At 28.0% G+C, this 21,158-nt stretch carries 17 protein-coding genes and 1 pseudogene; 14 read left to right on the forward strand and 4 right to left on the reverse strand.

Annotated features, from left to right (window positions below; translation table 11 throughout):
• Nucleotides 1-64 precede the first annotated feature (64 nt).
• From pth to lolB, 4 genes are all read right to left on the reverse strand, one after another.
• On the reverse strand, nucleotides 65-655 hold the full coding sequence (pth, locus tag Bamer462_RS01780) for an aminoacyl-tRNA hydrolase (RefSeq protein WP_500837426.1): 591 nt from the start codon (nucleotides 653-655) through the stop codon (nucleotides 65-67).
• A gap of 268 nt (nucleotides 656-923) precedes the next feature.
• Nucleotides 924-1,862 (reverse strand): ribose-phosphate pyrophosphokinase, encoded by a 939-nt coding sequence (locus Bamer462_RS01785; protein ID WP_500837427.1) that lies wholly within the window; start codon nucleotides 1,860-1,862, stop codon nucleotides 924-926.
• Between the two features lie 99 nt (nucleotides 1,863-1,961).
• The gene (gene ispE, locus Bamer462_RS01790; RefSeq protein ID WP_500837428.1) at nucleotides 1,962-2,825 is read right to left on the reverse strand and encodes a 4-(cytidine 5'-diphospho)-2-C-methyl-D-erythritol kinase; all 864 of its coding nucleotides are present in this window, start codon (nucleotides 2,823-2,825) and stop codon (nucleotides 1,962-1,964) included.
• A complete protein-coding gene (lolB, locus tag Bamer462_RS01795) occupies nucleotides 2,822-3,436 on the reverse strand; it encodes a lipoprotein insertase outer membrane protein LolB (RefSeq protein ID WP_500837429.1) in 615 nt (204 codons plus the stop codon). The genes ispE and lolB overlap by 4 nt, the downstream gene beginning before the upstream one ends.
• Before the next feature lie 624 nt (nucleotides 3,437-4,060).
• Here lolB and prfA point away from each other — a divergent pair.
• The 14 genes and pseudogenes from prfA (at nucleotide 4,061) to sufD (ending at nucleotide 21,157) form a co-directional block, all read left to right on the forward strand.
• Nucleotides 4,061-5,143 (forward strand): peptide chain release factor 1, encoded by a 1,083-nt coding sequence (gene prfA / locus Bamer462_RS01800; protein ID WP_500837430.1) that lies wholly within the window; start codon nucleotides 4,061-4,063, stop codon nucleotides 5,141-5,143.
• Nucleotides 5,143-5,979, forward strand: coding sequence for a peptide chain release factor N(5)-glutamine methyltransferase (prmC, locus tag Bamer462_RS01805; protein ID WP_500837431.1), 837 nt, complete (start codon nucleotides 5,143-5,145; stop codon nucleotides 5,977-5,979). Before prfA ends, prmC begins: the two co-directional genes overlap by 1 nt.
• A 321-nt stretch (nucleotides 5,980-6,300) precedes the next feature.
• The gene (gene kdsA / locus Bamer462_RS01810; protein ID WP_500837432.1) at nucleotides 6,301-7,134 is read left to right on the forward strand and encodes a 3-deoxy-8-phosphooctulonate synthase; all 834 of its coding nucleotides are present in this window, start codon (nucleotides 6,301-6,303) and stop codon (nucleotides 7,132-7,134) included.
• Nucleotides 7,135-9,157: 2,023 nt separating this feature from the next.
• Nucleotides 9,158-10,467: pseudogene (gene thrS / locus Bamer462_RS01815) on the forward strand (threonine--tRNA ligase); the annotation flags it as partial.
• Between the two features lie 6 nt (nucleotides 10,468-10,473).
• Nucleotides 10,474-11,013, forward strand: coding sequence for a translation initiation factor IF-3 (infC, locus tag Bamer462_RS01820; RefSeq protein WP_500837986.1), 540 nt, complete (start codon nucleotides 10,474-10,476; stop codon nucleotides 11,011-11,013).
• 94 nt (nucleotides 11,014-11,107) lie between these two features.
• On the forward strand, nucleotides 11,108-11,305 hold the full coding sequence (rpmI, locus tag Bamer462_RS01825; protein WP_500837433.1) for a 50S ribosomal protein L35: 198 nt from the start codon (nucleotides 11,108-11,110) through the stop codon (nucleotides 11,303-11,305).
• Between the two features lie 76 nt (nucleotides 11,306-11,381).
• Nucleotides 11,382-11,744: a 50S ribosomal protein L20 gene (gene rplT, locus Bamer462_RS01830; protein WP_500837434.1), complete on the forward strand. Its 363-nt coding sequence runs from the start codon at nucleotides 11,382-11,384 to the stop codon at nucleotides 11,742-11,744.
• Nucleotides 11,745-11,899: 155 nt separating this feature from the next.
• A complete protein-coding gene (pheS, locus tag Bamer462_RS01835; protein WP_500837435.1) occupies nucleotides 11,900-12,892 on the forward strand; it encodes a phenylalanine--tRNA ligase subunit alpha in 993 nt (330 codons plus the stop codon).
• 15 nt (nucleotides 12,893-12,907) lie between these two features.
• Entirely contained in the window at nucleotides 12,908-15,301 is a 2,394-nt protein-coding gene (gene pheT / locus Bamer462_RS01840) for a phenylalanine--tRNA ligase subunit beta (RefSeq protein ID WP_500837436.1), read from the forward strand.
• 557 nt (nucleotides 15,302-15,858) lie between these two features.
• Nucleotides 15,859-16,875, forward strand: a complete 1,017-nt coding sequence (gene lplA, locus Bamer462_RS01845) for a lipoate--protein ligase (protein ID WP_500837987.1) — start codon at nucleotides 15,859-15,861, stop codon at nucleotides 16,873-16,875.
• A gap of 322 nt (nucleotides 16,876-17,197) precedes the next feature.
• Nucleotides 17,198-17,578, forward strand: coding sequence for a Fe-S cluster assembly scaffold SufA (sufA, locus tag Bamer462_RS01850; protein WP_500837437.1), 381 nt, complete (start codon nucleotides 17,198-17,200; stop codon nucleotides 17,576-17,578).
• Nucleotides 17,579-17,592: 14 nt separating this feature from the next.
• Nucleotides 17,593-19,089 (forward strand): Fe-S cluster assembly protein SufB, encoded by a 1,497-nt coding sequence (gene sufB / locus Bamer462_RS01855; RefSeq protein WP_500837438.1) that lies wholly within the window; start codon nucleotides 17,593-17,595, stop codon nucleotides 19,087-19,089.
• Between the two features lie 57 nt (nucleotides 19,090-19,146).
• On the forward strand, nucleotides 19,147-19,887 hold the full coding sequence (gene sufC / locus Bamer462_RS01860) for a Fe-S cluster assembly ATPase SufC (protein WP_500837988.1): 741 nt from the start codon (nucleotides 19,147-19,149) through the stop codon (nucleotides 19,885-19,887).
• Entirely contained in the window at nucleotides 19,853-21,157 is a 1,305-nt protein-coding gene (sufD, locus tag Bamer462_RS01865; RefSeq protein ID WP_500837439.1) for a Fe-S cluster assembly protein SufD, read from the forward strand. Before sufC ends, sufD begins: the two co-directional genes overlap by 35 nt.
• The last annotated feature ends 1 nt before the right edge of the window (nucleotide 21,158 follow it).

Below are 21,158 nucleotides of genomic sequence, written 5' to 3' on the forward strand. Positions count from 1 at the left end.
CTTTAATAATTCAAATATATATGTGCATATATATATATTAAAAATTAAATATTTTTTTTATAAACTAAAAATCAGGCTTATAAGAGTGTAATTGGTTCATAACTTTGATAAATTTTTCATTAACTATACTTTCAGTATGTAGTATCGCTTCATTAATAACATTGTTAATTTTAACTTTCTCATAAATCGTTGGTGTATTTAAAACAAAATCAATTACTTTACTTTTGTTACCAGGATGACCTATTCCAATACGTAAACGATAAAAATTGTATTTATTATTAAGTCTAATAATAATATCTTTTAATCCATGATGACTATCATTATTTTTTTTGCCTAATTTAATACGTATTACGCCAGGAAGTAGATCGAGATCATCATGTGCTATCAATATTTCTTTTGGAGATAATTGATAAAAATTAACACATTTAGATATTGAAATCCCATTATTGTTCATATACGAATTTGGTATTAATAAATATACAATATTGTTTTCTAATTGTAATTGCCCAATATATCCACATAATTTATTATTTCTGTTTAGTGTTATTCTAAACCGTTTTGCTAAAAACTCAACATATTTGGACCCGAGATTATGTCTAGTATTAAAATAACGCGTTCCAATATTACCTAATCCAGCGATAAGTTTAATAGTCATTAAACACACACAAACCATTACACGGTTTCTTAAATTAAAAATTTAATTAATAAAAATATTTTTATGATACACATATTCTTATTTAAGAAATAAATATGTTTAAATTAATTTAATGTTTTTCATAAAAAATATGTCTTAATATTATACCAATGTTTGTTTTTATAAATTAATAATTTTCTACCATTAGAAATAGTAATAAAACGAATTAAAATCAATAACATATAATTGATGTATATACGAGTATTTTGAATTTATGTAACATAATCTTTTAATGTTCAAACATAGCAGAAATTGATTCTTCATTGCTGATACGTCGAATTGTTTCAGCAAGCATACCAGATAAAGTCAATACACGCACATTGGATAAAGATTTTATTTTCGGTTTTAACGGAATAGTATCACAAACGATAATTTCATCAATCATAGAATTTTGAATATTTTCATAAGCATCACCGGAAAAAATTGGATGAGTAATATACGCAAATACTCGATGCGCTCCTCTTTCTTTTAAAACATCTGCAGCTTTGCACAATGTTCCTCCAGTATCAATCATATCATCTACTAATATACAATCACGGTTACATACATCTCCGATAATATGCATAACCTGAGAAATATTAGCACGAGATCTTCGTTTATCAATAATTGCCATATCAGTATCATTAAGTAATTTTGCGATAGCACGAGCACGAATTACTCCTCCAATATCCGGAGATACTACGATAGGATTATTAAGATTTTGTTGTGTCATATCTTCTAATAAAATTGGGCTTCCAAAAACATTATCTACGGGTACATCAAAAAAACCCTGTATTTGCTCAGCATGTAAATCTACTGTTAGAATACGATCTACCCCTACGCTAGATAAAAAATTTGCTACAACTCTAGAAGTAATAGGTACTCTAGCAGATCGAACTCGCCTATCTTGACGGGCATAGCCAAAATAAGGAATTACAGCGGTAATTCTAGCGGCTGATGCGCGTCTTAATGCATCAACCATAACAATCAATTCCATTAAATTATCATTTGTTGGAGCGCAAGTAGATTGAATAATAAACACATCTCCACCGCGTACGTTCTCATTAATTTGCACGCTTACTTCTCCATCACTAAAACGACCAACAGAAGCTTTACCAAGATTAATATATAATCTATCAGCAATACGCCGAGCTAGTTCTGGAATAGCATTACCAGTAAAAAGTTTCATATTAGAAACATCTCATAATTTTATAAACATTTTCAGTACTTGTATAACTTAGTATGATAATACTGATTATCAATATTTATTGACATATAAATTATAATATCAATATAATATATTTAATAATTTTTGATGTAATGGGGATAAGTTTGTTCCTCGTGTTACAATACTTTTAATCCACGTTGGAAGATAACTTTGAACCTGATATGCAAGATATTCATTATTAAATTCTGAAAAAATACAAGAACCTGTTCCTGTAAGTCGTGCTAATGCAAATCGTGATAAATACGTAAAATACATCTTTATTTCAGGAAATATCTCTTTTACAATTTCTTCGAAATCATTATGAAACGACACAGATAGTAATTCTCTCATTGAACGATACGGAGAATAGCAATGATTTTTTAATTCGTGAATTCTAAAAATCCACTCAGTACTGATGTTAATAGGCGGTATAAGAATAAGATACCATTTTTCAGGTACAAAAATTGGTGATAACACGTTACCAATGCCTTCGGCGAATGCTGAATGTCCGTATATGAATATTGGCACATCGGCTCCTAACATCAAACCTAAATGCATTAAAGCGTTTTTATTCAAGTAACAGCGCCATTGTTGATTTAAAACTAATAATACAGTCGCAGCATTAGAAGAAGCACCTCCTAAACCCGACCCAATAGGCAATATTTTATTCACAATAATATCAGCACCAAGCATTGGTTTTGTGTTTGGCCAACAATAATGTTGCAATAATTTCGCCGCCTGTATAATTAAATTATTACGATACATTAGCTTATCCATAGCGCTAAATAATCGAATCTTACCACTATTTGTTATGGCTATATTGATAGTATCGCCATGTTCAATAAATTGAAATAATGTCTGTAAATGATGGTACCCATCTACACGACGTCCAGTTATATATAAAAATAAATTTAGTTTTCCAGGAGAAGGCCAGTGATCGTTCATTGTATATTCCAGTTATTTATTATTAACTTAACATGATGTTGATCGCAATACGCTTCCAAGACTTTAGGTAGAATTAATATACTATTAGTATGATAATGACGATAATATATGAGTATATTTTTATTGTTATAAATATAATGTATATAATGCAAACAACCGATAGAGTTCAAATGATATTCTACATTTCTACCAGGCAATCCGATGATCCAATGTTGTAATTGTTTCAAGAAATAGTTAATATCCATAAACCATTTTTTCATTTCATTTTTAAAATCATCATTTTGATGGATTATATCACTTACAATATAAACAACTCCATTTTCTACAGATATAGAAATTATGAATAACCCGAAAACATTAAATAATTTTATGTAATAATTATTATTATTGCGAGTACAAATAAATCTAAAATGCATTTTTTTTTGATCATGAAGTGTACAAATAATAGTACCTTGTGCTTTGTAATGAAATATTTGGGATATTAATCTTTTATGATTATTCCACATACATACTAATTGATCATCATACAATCCAAAATTATGGCGATGAACACAAGAAATACAAATAAAAATTGCTATACTAAATAATCGAAAACATGTATCTGGATACATTTGAATATTAATTTTTAAAAAGTTTTTATGTAGAAAATATAAATTTTATTTGTTGTATTTGTATTAACATTACATTTTAAGTATAACTGTATACCAGTTAATCAATAAAAAAAATAAAATTTTTAATTGCGTAAATACTTATAAAATTTATTGTTTAAAATTTAACTAAATAAAAATGTACAAATGTTTTTGCTTAATTTTTAAATTTCAATATTTAATTTTTTATTATTCGTATAATAAATAATATTTAAGTATTACGTTGTTCATGGAGTCATTGATATGATTTTAATAATTTTTAATTTCATACACAAATGCCCCTTCCTGAATGATTAGTGTAAAAATTATTTAATGATAGATAAGCATCGCCTTACATATTGATATCTTTTAAAAAAATAAAAAAAATTAAATTATTTTATAAAAATAAAAATATGTGATATTATTCCGGTGTGTTAGTATTTTAATGTCACTCATTATCAATACACAATATTTATTAAGATATAAATAATTTAAAAACGTTTTTCAAAAAAATATAAATTTCAGCTATATTAATAGTTATTAATGTCATAAATTTTTTTAAACAAATAGAATTTATCTCGCTTTAAGATAAAATATAATAATATACATATGAATCCGGTTATTATCAAACAACTGATAACTTTACAGGAACGTTTTAATGTATTAGAAAAATTACTCAGTCAACCTAATGTCATCTGTGATAAAAAACGTTTTTGTGTATTATCTAAAGAACACGCGCGATTATCTGAAATAGTAGTGTGTTTTAAACATTGGTTAGATATAAAACAAAAAATAATTAACACAAAAGAAATGCTCGCGGATATAGATATGTATGACATCGCGCAAGATGAACTAAAAACATTCTATTTACATCAGCATGATCTTGAACAGCACTTGAAAATATTACTATTACCTATGGATCCTAATGATACATTAGGTTGTTTCATTGAACTACGAGCTGGAACTGGTGGAAAAGAAGCAGCAATTTTTGCAGGAGAATTATTTCGAATGTATGTTCGTTATGTAGAGGTGCGTCGATGGAAAATAGAAATTATCAATATCACTTATGGGGAATCTGGTGGTTATAAAGAAATTATTGCTAAAATTCCTTATAAGGGCGCATATAGTCTGTTAAAATTTGAATCCGGAGGACATCGGGTACAAAGAATACCACATACTGAATCTCAAGGTCGAATTCATACCTCTACTTGCACGATCGCTGTAATTCCAGAAATACCAGATATTGAATTACCTAACATTGAGCCTCATGAGTTAAGAATTGATACTTTTCGGTCATCAGGAGCAGGAGGGCAACATGTAAATACTACCGATTCAGCAATTCGTATAACCCATATACCGAGCGGATTAGTTGTGGAATGCCAAGATGAACGTTCACAACACAAAAATAAGGCTAAAGCATTATCAGTTCTGGGATCTAGATTGCATGCTATTGAAATAAAACGTCGACAAAAAGAAGTGTCCTATACTCGACGTAACTTATTAGGTACCGGAGATCGTTCTGATCGAATTCGTACATATAATTTTCAACAAGGTCGTATTACTGATCATCGTATTTCTTTTACATCATATAAATTAAATGACATAATGAACGGAGAGTTAGATATTTTGATACAACCAATCGTTAATCAACATCAATCTGATCAACTTAATAAATTATTAGAGTTAGAATAATGACATGGAATCAATGGTTACATTGGGCCAGTTTAAAATTAAATAAATCTATAAGCCCAAAAAGAGATGCAGAAATCATTTTAGGACAGGTCACTAAAAAATCTCGTACTCAATTATTAGCGTTTGGAGAATCATTGTTAGAACATGATGCCATTATTCAATTTAAATCTTTAATTTACCGCAGAAAAAAAGGAGAACCTATAGCTTATTTAATTGGTTCAAAGGAATTTTGGTCCTTAAACCTTCAAGTTGCACCGGGCACATTTATCCCAAGGCCAGATACTGAATGCTTAGTCAGTCATGTATTCGATTTGTTACGAGTGTCTCGATTAAATGTTTTAGATTTAGGAACTGGAGTAGGTACAATAGCTTTAGCGCTTGCATCAGAACGACCAAACTGGAATATTACAGGAGTGGAGTGTCAGAAAGAAGCATTATTTCTTGCTCACAGAAATAAACTTTTACTTAATTTTAAAAATGTAAAATTTATATATGGCGATTGGTTTAAATATTTAATAGGAAAAAAATTTAATCTTATTGTTAGTAATCCACCATATATCAATAAACGTGATTCGTGTTTACAATCTAGTGATATAACTTTTGAACCTAAAAATGCACTGATATCAGCGCAATCAGGATTAGCAGACTTGACAATAATTTGTAAATATTCCATTCAACATTTGCGCCAAAATGGATGGCTAGTTTTGGAACATGGATGGAATCAGGGAAATTATATGCGTGCGTTGTTTTTTAGATTTGGATTTACTCATGTCCAAACAATACGCGATTACCATCACTATGAACGTGTAACATATGGAAAATGGCAATATCATTAAAAATTTTACATGGGAATTAATATATATCTAGCTGTTAGAATAATACCATTTCAAGTAACTAAATCAAAAATAAACAAGCACACATCATGACTTAAATTATCGGAAAATAAGACATTTGTGTTAATAATAGATTAAATTTATTTTTTGTATGAATATTAAGACTTACCTATTTTTCTCTTTTATATGATAATTAGTTACAATATTAAATGAAAAAGTTAATTATAATTAATGTCCATATTTCATAAATATATATGGTAAATATTTTATGATAAAAACTACAGTTTTTATATATTTGGAATAAAAATATTTGGAAATAAATAGATGCAACAATTGATAGTTAATATTGTCGATATAAAAGTATCAAACAATTTTCCGTTCGTATTATTTGGGGGAATGAACGTTTTGGAATCACGGGATATAGCCATAAAGGTTTGCGAACATTTTGTTAATGTAACTCATAAGCTAAATATACCTCATATATTTAAAGCATCCTTTGATAAAGCAAATCGTTCATCAATTGACTCGTATCGTGGACCAGGATTAGAAGAAGGTTTGCGTTTACTTCAAGAATTACAGGAAATATTTGGAGTTAAGCTTATGACTGATATACATGAAGTTTATCAGGTAAAAGCTGTATCAGAAGTAGTAGATATACTACAGATTCCTGCTTTTTTAGCTCGTCAAACTGATTTAGTCACATCTATTGCTCAGACTGGAATGCCGATTAATATAAAAAAACCTCAGTATATGAGTCCGACACAAATCGTGCATGTTATTAATAAGTGTCATTCGGTTAGAAATAAAAAAATAATTTTATGTGAACGAGGAACTTTGTTTGGTTATGATAACTTAGTAGTAGATGTGCTCGGGATTAACATCATGAAACGTGTTTCTGGAGGTTACCCAATCATAGTAGATGTTACACATGCTTTACAAAGACGCGAGCCACTCAGTCCTATTTCAGGAGGAAGAAACATGCAAATTTATGATATAGCTAGAGCTAGCATTGCAGTAGGTATTGCTGGATTATTTCTGGAGGCGCATCCAAATCCAAATCATGCTAAGTGTGATGGGTCTTCTGCATTACCTTTACATCAATTAGAACATTTTCTAAAACAAATGAAAACCATCGATGAACTAATCAAATCTTTTTAAAAATTGCATACTTGTCATGTGGACTAATAAGAATAAAAATATTCTAATTTAAAATTTTTATTACAAATAATGGGTCCATGTTTTTTTTGTAATTTATATAAATATATTAAATTCGTTTAATTTTAATATGCTCAAAATATCTAAAATTATAAATTTAAATGTTAAGATTGTATTTGTTTAAAAAATTTTTAATAAATATAAAATACTACCGCCTATAGTAATAATAATATAAAAGTATATATTTAATTTTAGTAAAAAATTTTCATTATTTCGTATAGTCAAAACAAATATTTGACATTTTTGAAAATTAAATTTTATGACAATCGATATTGATCGATAAATTGAAAAATATAATTGTAAAAACTATTTATAAAAAATCTATCCAAATTGTTATAAAATAATACTCACTAATATTAGAATTTTTAGATATCTCATGATTCTATAATCATTTAAAACATTTATCATTATATAGATTTTAACTTTTTATAAATACGCATATGGCGCGGTAATGATAATTATTAACGAATGATTTATATAGTGCATATATATGGTTACGTATTATATATAAGTATATTTAATTTTAAATAAAAACCATACTAATAACATTAAATAATTCTTTTATATCAGTTGATATATTAACTATTATCATGCTTTCAATGTAATATTGAATAAAAATTACGATAATATAAAATATATACTAGTTGTTATAAACGTTTTTATTAAAAAAAACAATCATGCGTTCTATTTTGAAAAAGATTGAAATTATATTAAATTTTTAGTATTTTTTTATATTAACAAACAATGTTAATAGAAAGATCACAGATCTTAAATATTAAACTTATTTAATAATTAGTTATTAAATTTATCGATAATTAAAAAAAATCAATAATCTTTATAAACTTAAAATAATAAGCATCACAAATTCACTAAAAATAAATTGATCAAATACAAAATAAAATCACTGATCATAGCAAGTTTCAGTATTTAATATAATGTGAAAAAAAATAGTTAACATTTAAATAGAACCGCATATACTTATTGTGATAAATATATATGTATTAATTAAAAAAAATTATACTGTCATAAGTAATTAATTTAAAAAATACCAGTTGAATTAAATACAGTTTTTAGCGCTTTATATTTTTCATACACAGTAATTCTATGATAGAATGTTTAAATATTATCGTATGATACAATAAATTTGTTATGATCACTAGATGCTCTGTGTAATCTTATACAGAGCATCTGTTGTTCAATTTTAGAATTCATATATTATCCTATTTTTAAATAGGATAATATATGAATATAATAAAATATTTAATATTCAATTATTTTATATCGTATGTAATACGATATAAAATTTAAAAAGATAAACTTCAAAATTAATATATTACATGATAAATAATCATATAAGATATTAATAATATAGAAGAGGAATCGTTAATGCTTGTTATCACTTTAAAAAAAGTTTCGCAATATTAATATAATTAATTCTATATCTTTTTGTAATTTTCTAGAGATACAGATTTAGATTTACCTGAAAATTATATAGCCGCATAAATCAATAGACAGCTTGTTGATATTATTGATTTAATATATCATAATTCAACATCAGAGTGATCAACTCTCAGTTGCTAATATAGAACAACATAGGGACGCTTCATGTCCAAGTGAATTTAATTAGGGTATTGAGAATAATGTTGGGTCCAGTGACAAAAACAGTATTGTATTATGATGTGGATTTCGATTATCGTTTTATAAAAATAACCTGATGATTCTATAAAAACACATGATACTATTTGTCAACAACAATTAAAAAAGATTATAAAAACATTATTTGGAATAAATCTAATTTATTTGTTGTTTGTTAAACTGTATACAGTTTAATTTTAAATAAGAATATTAATTCTACTTCATATATTGGAATGTACTCTTATGCCAGATGTGTATCTAGATTCTATATGCTAACATCAGTTTGTTGAAATTTTTAGATAACATGAGAATTTCTCTATATCATTGATTCGGAAACGATAAAAATAAAAGATCACAACATATTTCTGGTTTCGATAACACCAAAAAAAATAACAATATATAGCCCATAAAAATATGTTACAAACACTTAAAAAAAATGATCATCGTAATCTTGCGAAACAGTTACATCTGTATCATACACAACAAGATGCTCCTGGTATGATATTTTGGCATCAAAATGGATGGGTTTTGTTGCAAGAATTAAAAAAATTTATACGTACACAACTTAAAATATATAAATACCAAGAAGTTAAAAGCCCTATTATGATTAATCATATTTTATGGAAGAAAACAGGTCACTGGGATAATTATCACGCACATATATTTACTACTTCTTCTGAAAATCATGAGTATTGTATTAAACCAATGAATTGTCCAGGACATATTCAAATTTTTAATCAAGACGTTAAGTCGTACAAAGATTTACCTTATCGTGTGGCTGAATTTGGAAATTGTCATAGAAATGAATCATCTGGATCTTTACATGGATTAATGAGAACACGAGAATTTACACAAGATGATGGTCATATTTTTTGTGCAAAAACACAAATATTCGATGAATTAAATCACTGTATTAAAATGATGTATGATGTATATAATATATTTGGTTTTAAAAAAATTTTAGTAAAATTATCCACTCGTCCAGAAAAAAGAATTGGCACAAATTCAGTATGGGATGAATCGGAACAACATTTATCTGCCGTACTTCAACACAATAATATTTCATTTCAATATCAACCGAATGATGGCGCATTTTATGGTCCCAAAATAGAATTTACTTTGCTTGATTCTTTAGATAGAGCTTGGCAATGTGGTACAATACAATTAGATTTTTCTTTACCAAATTTGCTCCATGCGTATTATGTTGACCATCGCAATAGTCGTGTAGCTCCCGTGATGATTCATAGAGCAATCCTGGGCTCTATGGAACGTTTTATTGGTATAATGACAGAAGAATACGCAGGATTTTTCCCAACATGGTTAGCCCCAATTCAAGTTGTTCTGATGAATATCACTGATCAACAATCCGAGTATGTTTCTATTATAGAAAAAAAACTAATAAATAAAAAAATAAGAACAAAAGTAGACTTGAGAAATGAAAAAATAGGATTTAAAATTCGTCATTATACCTTACAACGTATACCTTATATGTTAATTTGTGGAAATAAAGAAATAACTCAAAATACAGTAGCCATACGCACTTATCGAGGCAAAGTATTAAAAAATTGCAATATTGATATATTTATAAAAAAATTACTATATGAGATTCATAATTACAGTCTTAATCAAATGGAGGAATAACATATTATTAAATTCGTAAAAAAAATACAATCAATACGATTAAATCGTATTAATAGAGAAATTAGTGCCAAAAAAATCCGTCTAACTGGGGTAGATGGCAAACAAATTGGCGTAGTTAGTTTGTACGACGCGCTTAAGCAATCTGAAGATATTGGTCTTGATTTAGTTGAAGTAAGTCCTAATTCTGATCCACCTGTTTGTAGGATTATGAACTATGGTAAATTTTTATATGAAAAGAATAAATCTACAAAAGAACAAAAGAAAAAACAGAAGGTGATTCATGTTAAAGAAATAAAATTCAGACCAGGTACTGATGAAGGAGATTATCAAATCAAATTACGTAATTTAATTAAATTTATTAACGAAGGGGATAAGGTCAAAATAACACTACGATTTAGAGGAGGAGAATTAGTGCATCACCAGCTTGGTACAAAAATGTTATATCGAATACGTCATGAATTATATGACTTAACAACAGTAGAATTTTTTCCCAATAAAATTGAAGGACGACAAATGACTATGATTTTAGCGCCAAAAAAGAAATAATAGATCATCTATCTAATAAAATCAGATAGATGATCTGCTGTTTAAATCTTAGTGTTAAGAACATACAATTAAGAAAGATTATTGAGGCTAATGTATGCCTAAAATTAAAACACTCCAAGCAGCTAGCAAACGATTTAAAATAACAGCTTTAGGAAAATATAAATATAAACGTGCTCATATGAGGCATATTTTAACAAAAAAATCTACAAAACATAAACGTCATTTGCGTAAAAAATCTGTAATTCCTAAAATCTATTTATCTAGAATTATGAAATATTTACCATATATATAAAAATCAATATTGTTGTACTTATTGATATAATCTTAAACATCAAGCTATCGGTTACATCATTAGGAGAATAATATATATGACACGCGTAAAAAATAGTGTAGTAGCACGCGCTCGCCATAAAAAAATATTAAAAAAAGCTGCAGGTTATTATGGCGCAAGGTCTCGCACTTATCGTGTTGCCTATCAATCAGTCATAAAATCTGGACAATATTCCTATCGTGATCGCCGTCAGAAAAAGCGTTTATTTCGTCGATTGTGGATTAATCGCATCAATGCTGCATCACGTGAATATGGTATTTCTTATAATTATTTTATCAATGGATTAAGTAAATCTGATGTTTGTATCAACAGAAAAATGCTGTCTGAGATAGCTATTTTCGATAAGAAAACTTTCTCTGCTTTAATAGACAAATCAAAAATTACTCTAAAACACGCATGATCTACTTAATTACAAATAATAAATTTATGATATTAATACTTCAAGAATTGGTATTAATAAGAATTATGCGCTAATACAATTACTTAAATTTTATTTCATACACATAAGATTGTGTATGAAGTTAATAAAAATAGTATATATACTCAGGAATATTTATGTCATTAGATCTCGTAAACAGCCTAATTATGCAAGCAAAAACAGATATTATACAATCTAATAATATAGATGTTTTAAAAGCAGTACGTATTAAATTTTTAGGAAAAAAAGGATATTTAAATCAACAAATTAAGAATCTTGATCAGGTCTCATTAGATATGAGACCTAAATTAAGAGCAACTATTAATCAAGCTAAAAAAGAGATATACGCATTATTCATTGAACAAGAAAATATTTTAAGATCAAAAAATATAAAAAATACCTTAATTACTGAGATATTAGATGTTACTTTACCAGGGCGTTTATCAGAAATAGGCACACATCATCCAATAACGAGTACTATAAAACGTATGAAACGTTTTTTTAGTGTTTTAGGGTTTTCTACGATACATGGGCCAGAAATTGAAAACGATTATTTTAATTTTGACGCTCTGAATATTCCCGTATATCACCCTTCTAGAGATGAACACGATACCTTTTGGTTTGACGAAAAACGTTTACTGCGTACACATACTTCTGGTATTCAAATACGTACTATGACTAATAAAAATCCTCCAATTCGTACTATTTCTTTTGGTCGAGTATATCGTAAAGACTACGATCACAATCACACACCTATGTTTCATCAAATGGAAGGTTTAATGATCGATTTAAACATCAATTTTGGTCATCTAAAAACAATATTATATGATTTTTTGTATAGTTTTTTTGAAAAAAACATCACTTTGCGTTTCAGACCATCTTATTTTCCGTTTACAGAACCATCTGCAGAAATAGATGTAATGGAACAGAAAACTGGAAATTGGTTAGAACTTTTGGGATGTGGTATGGTACATCCTAAAATATTACGTCACGTTGGTATTAATACAGAAAAATTTTCGGGGTTCGCCTTTGGAATAGGAATAGAGCGACTTACAATGCTACTATACAATATTGATGACATACGAATTTTTTTTAAAAATGATTTGCAATTTCTTGATCAATTTAAGTAACATAGAGATATTTAAATGAAATTTAGTGAAATGTGGATACGAGAATGGATAAATCCACCTATCAGTAGCATTGAATTAGTTGATCAATTAACCATGGCTGGATTTAAAGTTAGTGCATTAAAACCTGTTTCTAACATTTTTTATGGAGTGGTTATTGGTGAAATTGTAGAGTGTGAAATACATCCTAATTTTCGTAATATATGGATAATAAAAGTCAATAACGGTAGTAACAAATTACTAAATATTGTTTGTAACGCTTCTAATTGCCGTAAGAATATTCGAATAGTTGTCGCTAATGTAGGAGCAGTATTACCAAATGGATATAAAGTTAAATTAAGTACTATACGAGGAAAACAATCAGAAGGAATATTATGTGATTTTTCAACATTAGGAATAGTTAATCATACAATGGGTATAATTGAATTACCCACAGATGCACCTATTGGGGAAAACTTTTACAACTATTTACGTCTGAACGATAATATCATTGAAATTAATATCACTCCTAACCGGGGAGATTGTCTTAGTATAATCGGTATTTCTAGAGAAATAGCAGCCATAAATCATCTAAAACTAAAAAAAATAAAAATACATGCAATTACACCAACAATTCATGATGTCATTCCTATTTCCATTGAAGTTCCAGATGCATGTCCACAATTTTTAGGAAGAATTTTGAAAAATATTCATGTTACCGCCCCCACACCCTTATGGATATCAGAAAAATTACGTCGTTGTGGAATCTGTCCAATTAACATTGTAATAGATATTGCTAATTATGTGTTATTGGAATTAGGACATCCGATCCATGTTTTTGACTATGAGAAAATCGATGGAAATATAATACGTATACGTTCTTCTCAAATCGGAGAAATTCTGACATTATCTCATGGTAATAAAAATTTGAAACTCTTGCCAAATACAATAATTATTTCTGATTGCAAAAAGCCATTATCAATAGCTGGAACAGTTATTCCTAATCAATATTCTGTTTGTTCTAAAACTCGGCATATAATATTACAATCTGCTTTTTTTACTCCATCCACTATTGCAAGTCAGTCTATGTTATATCACATACATGATCTTTCTTCCTTTCGTTACACTCGGGGAGTTGACCCGAATATATCTAGATTAGCTTTAGATCGTATCACATCATTATTACTTAACAATTGCGGCGGCTGTCCTGGTCCAATAATAAATATGACTAATAAAAATATATTACAAAAACCAAGTAATATTATATTAAAACGCGCTAAATTAAATAAAATCCTTGGATTTCATATTGTAGATCAAGAAATCACACATATTTTAAAACGGCTTGGTTTTCAAACGGAATTTTCAGATAACAGTTGGAAAGTACTGATACCAACTTGGCGTTTTGATATTTCTATAGAAGAAAATCTAATAGCAGAAATAATACGTATTTATGGATATAACAATATTCCTCATATTTTGATTCGTGCAAACTTGACTACAAATTATAGTCATACATCAACTATATCATTATCAAAAATAAAAAATCTATTAATCAATCGTGGTTACCAAGAAATAATAACATATAGTTTTGTAAACCCTAACACCCAAAAATTATTACATCCACAACAAGAACCATTAATTTTAAAAAATCCAATCACATTAGACATGTCTGCTATGCGATTATCTTTATGGTCTGGATTAATCAAAGTTATGATATATAATCAAAACAGACAACAAAATCAAATTAAATTATTTGAAAGCGGTATATGTTTTATTCCAAAAAAAACTGCTGAAAATCAAGTGAATCAAAATTTTATGATAGCTGGAATACGATCTGGATTCAGATTTAATGAACACTGGGATCTAACAGCATACCCTATAGATTTTTATGATATAAAAGGAGATGTAGAAGCATTGTTGAATATAACTAATAAATTAAGCTGTATTAAATTCAAAAAATATTCTCACCCCGCATTGCATTTGGGTCAAAGCGCAGCAATTTATTTAAACGATATACGTGTTGGATATATTGGACTCATTCATCCTACTATACAAATACAATTAAATTTACGTTCCCCAGTATTAGTCTTCGAACTATCATGGAATATGATATCTAAATCTAAACTATCTAAAATTACTGCTATTTCTAAATTTCCTAAAAATTGCCGTGATATTTCCATAGTAGTACCAGACAAGGTTTCTGCAGAATCTATTATTACTGAATGTAAAAAAATTGCCGATACAGATCAATTAGTTGCAATTAAATTATCTGATGTTTATAAGGGGCAAAGCATCGCCAAAGGTTTTAAAAGTTTTACTATTAAATTATTTTTGCAAAGTAAAACCCATACCTTAAAAGAAGAAGAGATTTCTGATATCGTTAATAAATGTTCGATGATTTTGAAGGAACGTTTTCATGGCATCTTAAGATAAAAAGATAAATATTATCATATATAAGATTTTATTAAAGAGCTATTGAAGTAATCACAAATAAATAAGATATTTTAAATTTATATAATATATAAATTATTTAATTCTTTTAATTACATAATCTTCGAGAATGAAACACTTCATATGCTACTATTTAAGCACGCATATAAATAATGAATATCTGATATAATTGTATTTATTTGATAGAAATACCCTTATTTTTTCAAATGTATTAAATAAAACACAAAATTTATCTAAAGAAAAATATTTAATTATTTTATATGTACAAAATAAAATTTGACATCATAATTATAATTAAAAGTACATTATTTTAATATTAAATAATAATAATAATAAAATTATATGCATTATAAATGATTAATCATTTATAATGCATATAATTACAAATTTAAAAACATATATAATAATTTATTTCTAATACTGATAATTTAATAAAAAATAATTTAAAGTTACTATTATTAATGATAGTATAATATTGAATTTTATATATGAGATTTATATCTCAAATGTTTAATCCTGATAGAGGAGAAAGAAGAGCTATGTATTCTTTGCGTGTATTATTATCTGACTCTTATGATCCATGGTTTAATTTATCACTTGAAGAATATATTTTTCAAAATATACCTAAAAATCAATCTATATTATTTTTATGGAGAAATCAAAACACAGTAGTTATAGGACGCGCACAAAATGCATGGAAAGAATGTAATACTCGCCGCATGGAACGAGATGGAATCAGATTAGTTAGACGAAGTAGTGGAGGCGGTGCCGTGTTTCATGATTTAGGTAATACTTGTTTTACTTTCATTTCTACTCAAAAAGATTATGATAAAAGTTTATCCACCAATATAGTTTTGAATGGATTAAGCCATATTGGCATTAAAAGTGTCGTTTCTGGGCGAAATGATATTGTCATACACACAGCAAATGGGATACGTAAAATTAGCGGATCTGCATATCGTGAAACATCTGGGCGTAAATTTCATCACGGAACATTACTTCTACACGTTGATATTGATAAACTTTCTTATTATCTTAATCCGGATTTTAAAAAGCTAGAAACTAAAGGAATCACTTCTATTCGATCACGAGTTACTAATTTAAATGAACTAAAACCTGGCATTGATCATCAAGAAGTATGCTATGGATTAATGGAAGCATTTTTTCAGTATTATGGAATGAGAGTAAAACCGGAAATATTATCTATGGATAATTTCCTTAATGTGCCAATATTTATTGAGCAATTAAAAAAACAACGTGATTGGAATTGGAATTTTGGTAGCGCTCCCGCATTTACACATCAATTAGATACCCGTTTTAATTGGGGTAACGTAACATTACATTTCGATATAGAACGTGGAATAATTAATCGTAGTCATATTTTTACTGACAGTTTAGAACCAGATCCTTTGGAAATATTAGCAAAAAAATTAGTAGGTATACCATATAACTATAAAAACATCTTATATTGTTGTAAAGAATGGATAAAAGATTGGCCTCAATATGAAAAAGAACTATCAGAAGTCTCTGATTGGTTAGTTAAAAAAATATCATAAATAATAAAAGCAACAATATATCAGACCTATCTTTAATACGTAGTTTATTAGACATAATACTACGCTAAATTTCGATACTCATTATACATAATGAGTAAATATTTAATATCTATTGCGCTATAGCGCAATAGATATTAAATTGGAAAATTTATGAAAATTATAATATATAATATGATTAAAAATTAACGTTTCCATTATACTATAGTATAAATAAAACCATATAATATGTGCATATTTTTACGTTTGTAAATATTTAATGCAATATAAATAATTAAATATTTATTCTAGTGAAATATTGCATGATAAATTAAGGGAATTTATCATGAAAAAAAATACTAAACAAAATACACATTATATATCCAAAAGGCATACTTCTTGGAATGGTTTAACCCTAACTGATTCAGCAGTACAACAAATTATTCATTTAATAAATAAAAATCCTAACATACTAGGATTAAAAATAACCATAAAAAAATCAGGATGCGCAGGATTTACATATCTTATGGATAAAGTTACATCATTAGATGATAATCACTTAACTTATGAACGTAACGGAGCTAAATTATTCGTGCCATTACACATAATGCCATTTATTGATGGAACTGAATTAGATTATGTACAAGAAGGATTAAATCATATGTTTAAATTTAATAATCCTCAAGCTCAATATTCCTGTGGGTGCGGTGAAAGTTTTGGAATTTAAAAACAGGTATTATTATGATACGCGACAATTCTAACATATATGATGTTAATAAAAATTTTGCAAAAAATGATGATTCATATTATAAGGAGGGGTTTTTTACCAAATTAAGCAATGAAGAGCTTCAACAAGGTATTAATGAAAATGTAATACATGCCATTTCAAAAAAAAGATCAGAACCAAAATGGATGTTAGAATTTAGGCTCTCAGGTTACCATGCTTGGTGTAATATGCGAGAACCACATTGGTTAAAAGGAAATTATAAGCCACTCGATTATAACTCTTATAGTTATTTTTCTGCTCCAGCATGTACAATTGATAAAATAAATCAAAAAACACAAGAAAATACAAATATTACTTCAAATAAATCAAAATATTTAACCAAAGAAGTAGAAAATACCTTTAATAAATTAGGTATACCAGTACATGAAACAGGAAATGTAGCGGTTGATGCTATCTTTGACTCAGTTTCTGTATCTACTACGTTCCGAGCTACTTTATTAAAAAAAGGTATTATTTTTTGTTCATTTCATGACGCTATTCGCGATTATCCAAATTTAGTACGTCAATATTTAGGAACTGTAGTGTCATTTAAAGACAATTTTTTTGCCGCACTTAATGCTGCGGTTGTATCTGATGGTACATTTATATATATTCCAAAAAATGTACGTTGTCCTATGGAACTTTCAACTTACTTCCGAATGAATTCTAAAAAAACTGGGCAATTTGAACGTACTATTTTAATTGCAGATACAGGTAGTTATGTAAGTTATATTGAAGGATGTTCAGCTCCAATAAACAATAATTACCAACTTCATGCAGCAGTTGTAGAAGTTATTGTACTAAAAGATGCTCAAGTAAAATACTCAACAGTACAAAACTGGTTTTCTGGCAATCAACATTTTCAGGGTGGAATTTTTAATTTCGTTACTAAGAGAGCACTATGTGCTGGAGAAAATTCTAAAATGTCTTGGACTCAATCTGAATCTGGCTCTGCTATCACTTGGAAATATCCAAGTGTAATTTTGAAAGGAAAAAATTCTATTGGAGAATTTTTTTCAGTTGCTATTACCAATGGTATACAGCAAGCAGATACCGGAACGAAAATGATTCATATTGGAGAAAATACACGTTCGACTATTATTTCTAAAGGAATTGCTCTTGGAACCAGTCAAAATACTTATCGAGGATTAGTTAAGATTATGAAAAATGCTTCAAATTCACGTAATTTTACACAATGTGACTCAATGTTAATAGGCAATAAATGTGGTTCCCATACATTTCCTATCATTGAATCACACAATAATAGTACACAGTTAGAACATGAAGCTACAACTTCACGAATCAGTGATAATCAACTATTCTATTGTAGACAACGTGGGATTAATGAAGATGATGCCATTTCTATGATTGTCAATGGATTTTGCAAAGACGTATTTTCTAAGTTACCTTTAGAATTTTCTGTAGAAGCACAAAAATTATTAGCAATTACTTTAGAACATAGTGTTGGATAAAATTTATGCTTCAAGTACTTTCAATAAAGCATAGCCATTCAAAAAGGAGAAATCATGATGTTATCAATAAAAAATTTGAATGTCAGTGTAAGAAATATATCTATTCTGAAAAAGTTAAATTTAGAAATCAACCCCGGCGAAATACATATTATTATGGGACCTAATGGATCGGGAAAAAGTACGTTATCCGCTGTATTATCCGGTCAACAAGATTATGTTGTTACTGATGGGAAAATATTATTTAAAAATAAAAATTTATTACTTCTGAAACCAGAAGAACGCGCTGGCGAAGGAATTTTTGTAGCATTTCAACACCCAGTAGATATTCCAGGAATTAGCAATCAATTATTTTTATACAGCGCTGTTAATGCTATACGTAAATATAGACATCAACCTCTTATGGATCGATTTGATTTTATCCAACTTATTCAAAAAAATATGACATTATTAAAAATGCCTGATGATCTTTTGACCCGACCAGTAAATGTTGGATTTTCTGGAGGCGAAAAAAAACGTAACGATATTCTTCAAATGATGATGTTAGAACCATTGTTGTGTATTCTTGACGAAACAGATTCTGGCTTAGATATCGATGCAGTAAAAATTGTTTATAATGGTCTTAATTTATTAAGTGATAAAACACGTTCTTTTATCATTATCACACATTACCAAAGAATTTTAGAATATATTAAACCTGATTATGTGCATATATTACACAAAGGGCGTATTATGATATCTGGTAATATCTCTTTGGTCAAAAAACTTGAGGAAAAAGGCTATGGTTGGTTGTCTGGATAATAAAAATCGAGTATTAAATGAATGGTATGGATTATTTAAAAAGAAACATAATATTAACTCAAGTTCAACACATAAATATTGGGAACGTATTAAAATACTCGGATTACCAAGTATTAAAAATGATAATTGGAAATATACCTCACTTGAGGAATTTTTAACCCACCATTTTGAATTCTCTGAAAATAATGAATTGCACACTTCTCAATATAAAAAATTAGGATTCCCTATAGATTCTTATCGATTAATATTTATTAACGGTCTATTTTCACCTAAATTAAGCGATAAAAATATCGATCCATGGATAGTTAAAATCAATCGTAACCCCAACCGTCATGACATGACTAATCCCATTCAACCAGAAATATTTTTATATTTAACTGAATATTTAAGTGATGCAACAATACATATAAATTTACCTGCACAAAAAATAACAAAAAAACCATTATATTTACTATATATTAATGAAGGATCTGATATAAAAAATAAATTAGTTACATCACATTATCATCATCATCTTGACATTGGAGATGATTCTAATGCATGTGTTATAGAACATTTTGTTAGTATTAATCAAAATGCTCATTTTAGTGGCGCACGTATGTCTATGAAAATAGGAAATCAATCTAAATTAGATCATATTAAATTAATATTTGAAAATCATGCAAGCTATCATATAGCACATAATGATATTAATGTAGGGCAATCCTCAAATGTAAACAGCAATATCTTGGTGATTCTTGGGCCTAAATTCACATGTCATCAAACTAGCGCTCAAATCAATCACCAAGGATCATCTTTATCGTTAAATAGTTTAGTTTTTTTATCGCGACAAGACATTGGAGATATACGTACTTATTTAGAACATAATAATCAGGAGTTTGCATCGAGTAGACAATTGCATAAAATAATTGCATGTAATTGCAGTACCGGTATATTTAATGGGTTAATAAAAGTAAATCCGGGTTCCATAAAAACTGATGGAAAAATGATAAGTAATAATTTATTATTAAACAAAGATGCTACTATTAATAGCATCCCTAAACTTGAAATTTACTCTGACGACGTGAAATGCAGTCATGGAGCAACAATAGGACAAATTGATACTGATCATTTATTTTATTTAAGCACACGTGGTATTCCAAAAAAAGATGCCTTAAAAATACTTATTCAGGCCTTTGCCATTGAAATTACGGAATCTATTGCAAACACTGTATTACAGAATATTGTATTGGCCAGAATTAATCAAGCCTTAATAGGAATCAAAATATGAC

Source organism: Candidatus Blochmannia americanus (nom. nud.), assembly GCF_059934915.1.

Bases quoted from the DNA above. Each gene is read 5' to 3' on its own strand.
- kdsA (WP_500837432.1), top strand. From the start codon at position 6,301: ATGCAACAATTGATAGTTAATATTGTCGATATAAAAGTATCAAACAAT.
- Bamer462_RS01785 (WP_500837427.1), bottom strand. From the start codon at position 1,862: ATGAAACTTTTTACTGGTAATGCTATTCCAGAACTAGCTCGGCGTATT.
- lolB (WP_500837429.1), bottom strand. From the start codon at position 3,436: ATGTATCCAGATACATGTTTTCGATTATTTAGTATAGCAATTTTTATT.
- prmC (WP_500837431.1), top strand. From the start codon at position 5,143: ATGACATGGAATCAATGGTTACATTGGGCCAGTTTAAAATTAAATAAA.
- ispE (WP_500837428.1), bottom strand. From the start codon at position 2,825: ATGAACGATCACTGGCCTTCTCCTGGAAAACTAAATTTATTTTTATAT.
- rpmI (WP_500837433.1), top strand. From the start codon at position 11,108: ATGCCTAAAATTAAAACACTCCAAGCAGCTAGCAAACGATTTAAAATA.
- sufB (WP_500837438.1), top strand. From the start codon at position 17,593: ATGATACGCGACAATTCTAACATATATGATGTTAATAAAAATTTTGCA.
- pheS (WP_500837435.1), top strand. From the start codon at position 11,900: ATGTCATTAGATCTCGTAAACAGCCTAATTATGCAAGCAAAAACAGAT.
- rplT (WP_500837434.1), top strand. From the start codon at position 11,382: ATGACACGCGTAAAAAATAGTGTAGTAGCACGCGCTCGCCATAAAAAA.
- sufA (WP_500837437.1), top strand. From the start codon at position 17,198: ATGAAAAAAAATACTAAACAAAATACACATTATATATCCAAAAGGCAT.
- lplA (WP_500837987.1), top strand. From the start codon at position 15,859: ATGTATTCTTTGCGTGTATTATTATCTGACTCTTATGATCCATGGTTT.
- prfA (WP_500837430.1), top strand. From the start codon at position 4,061: ATGAATCCGGTTATTATCAAACAACTGATAACTTTACAGGAACGTTTT.
- pth (WP_500837426.1), bottom strand. From the start codon at position 655: ATGACTATTAAACTTATCGCTGGATTAGGTAATATTGGAACGCGTTAT.
- sufC (WP_500837988.1), top strand. From the start codon at position 19,147: ATGTTATCAATAAAAAATTTGAATGTCAGTGTAAGAAATATATCTATT.
- pheT (WP_500837436.1), top strand. From the start codon at position 12,908: ATGAAATTTAGTGAAATGTGGATACGAGAATGGATAAATCCACCTATC.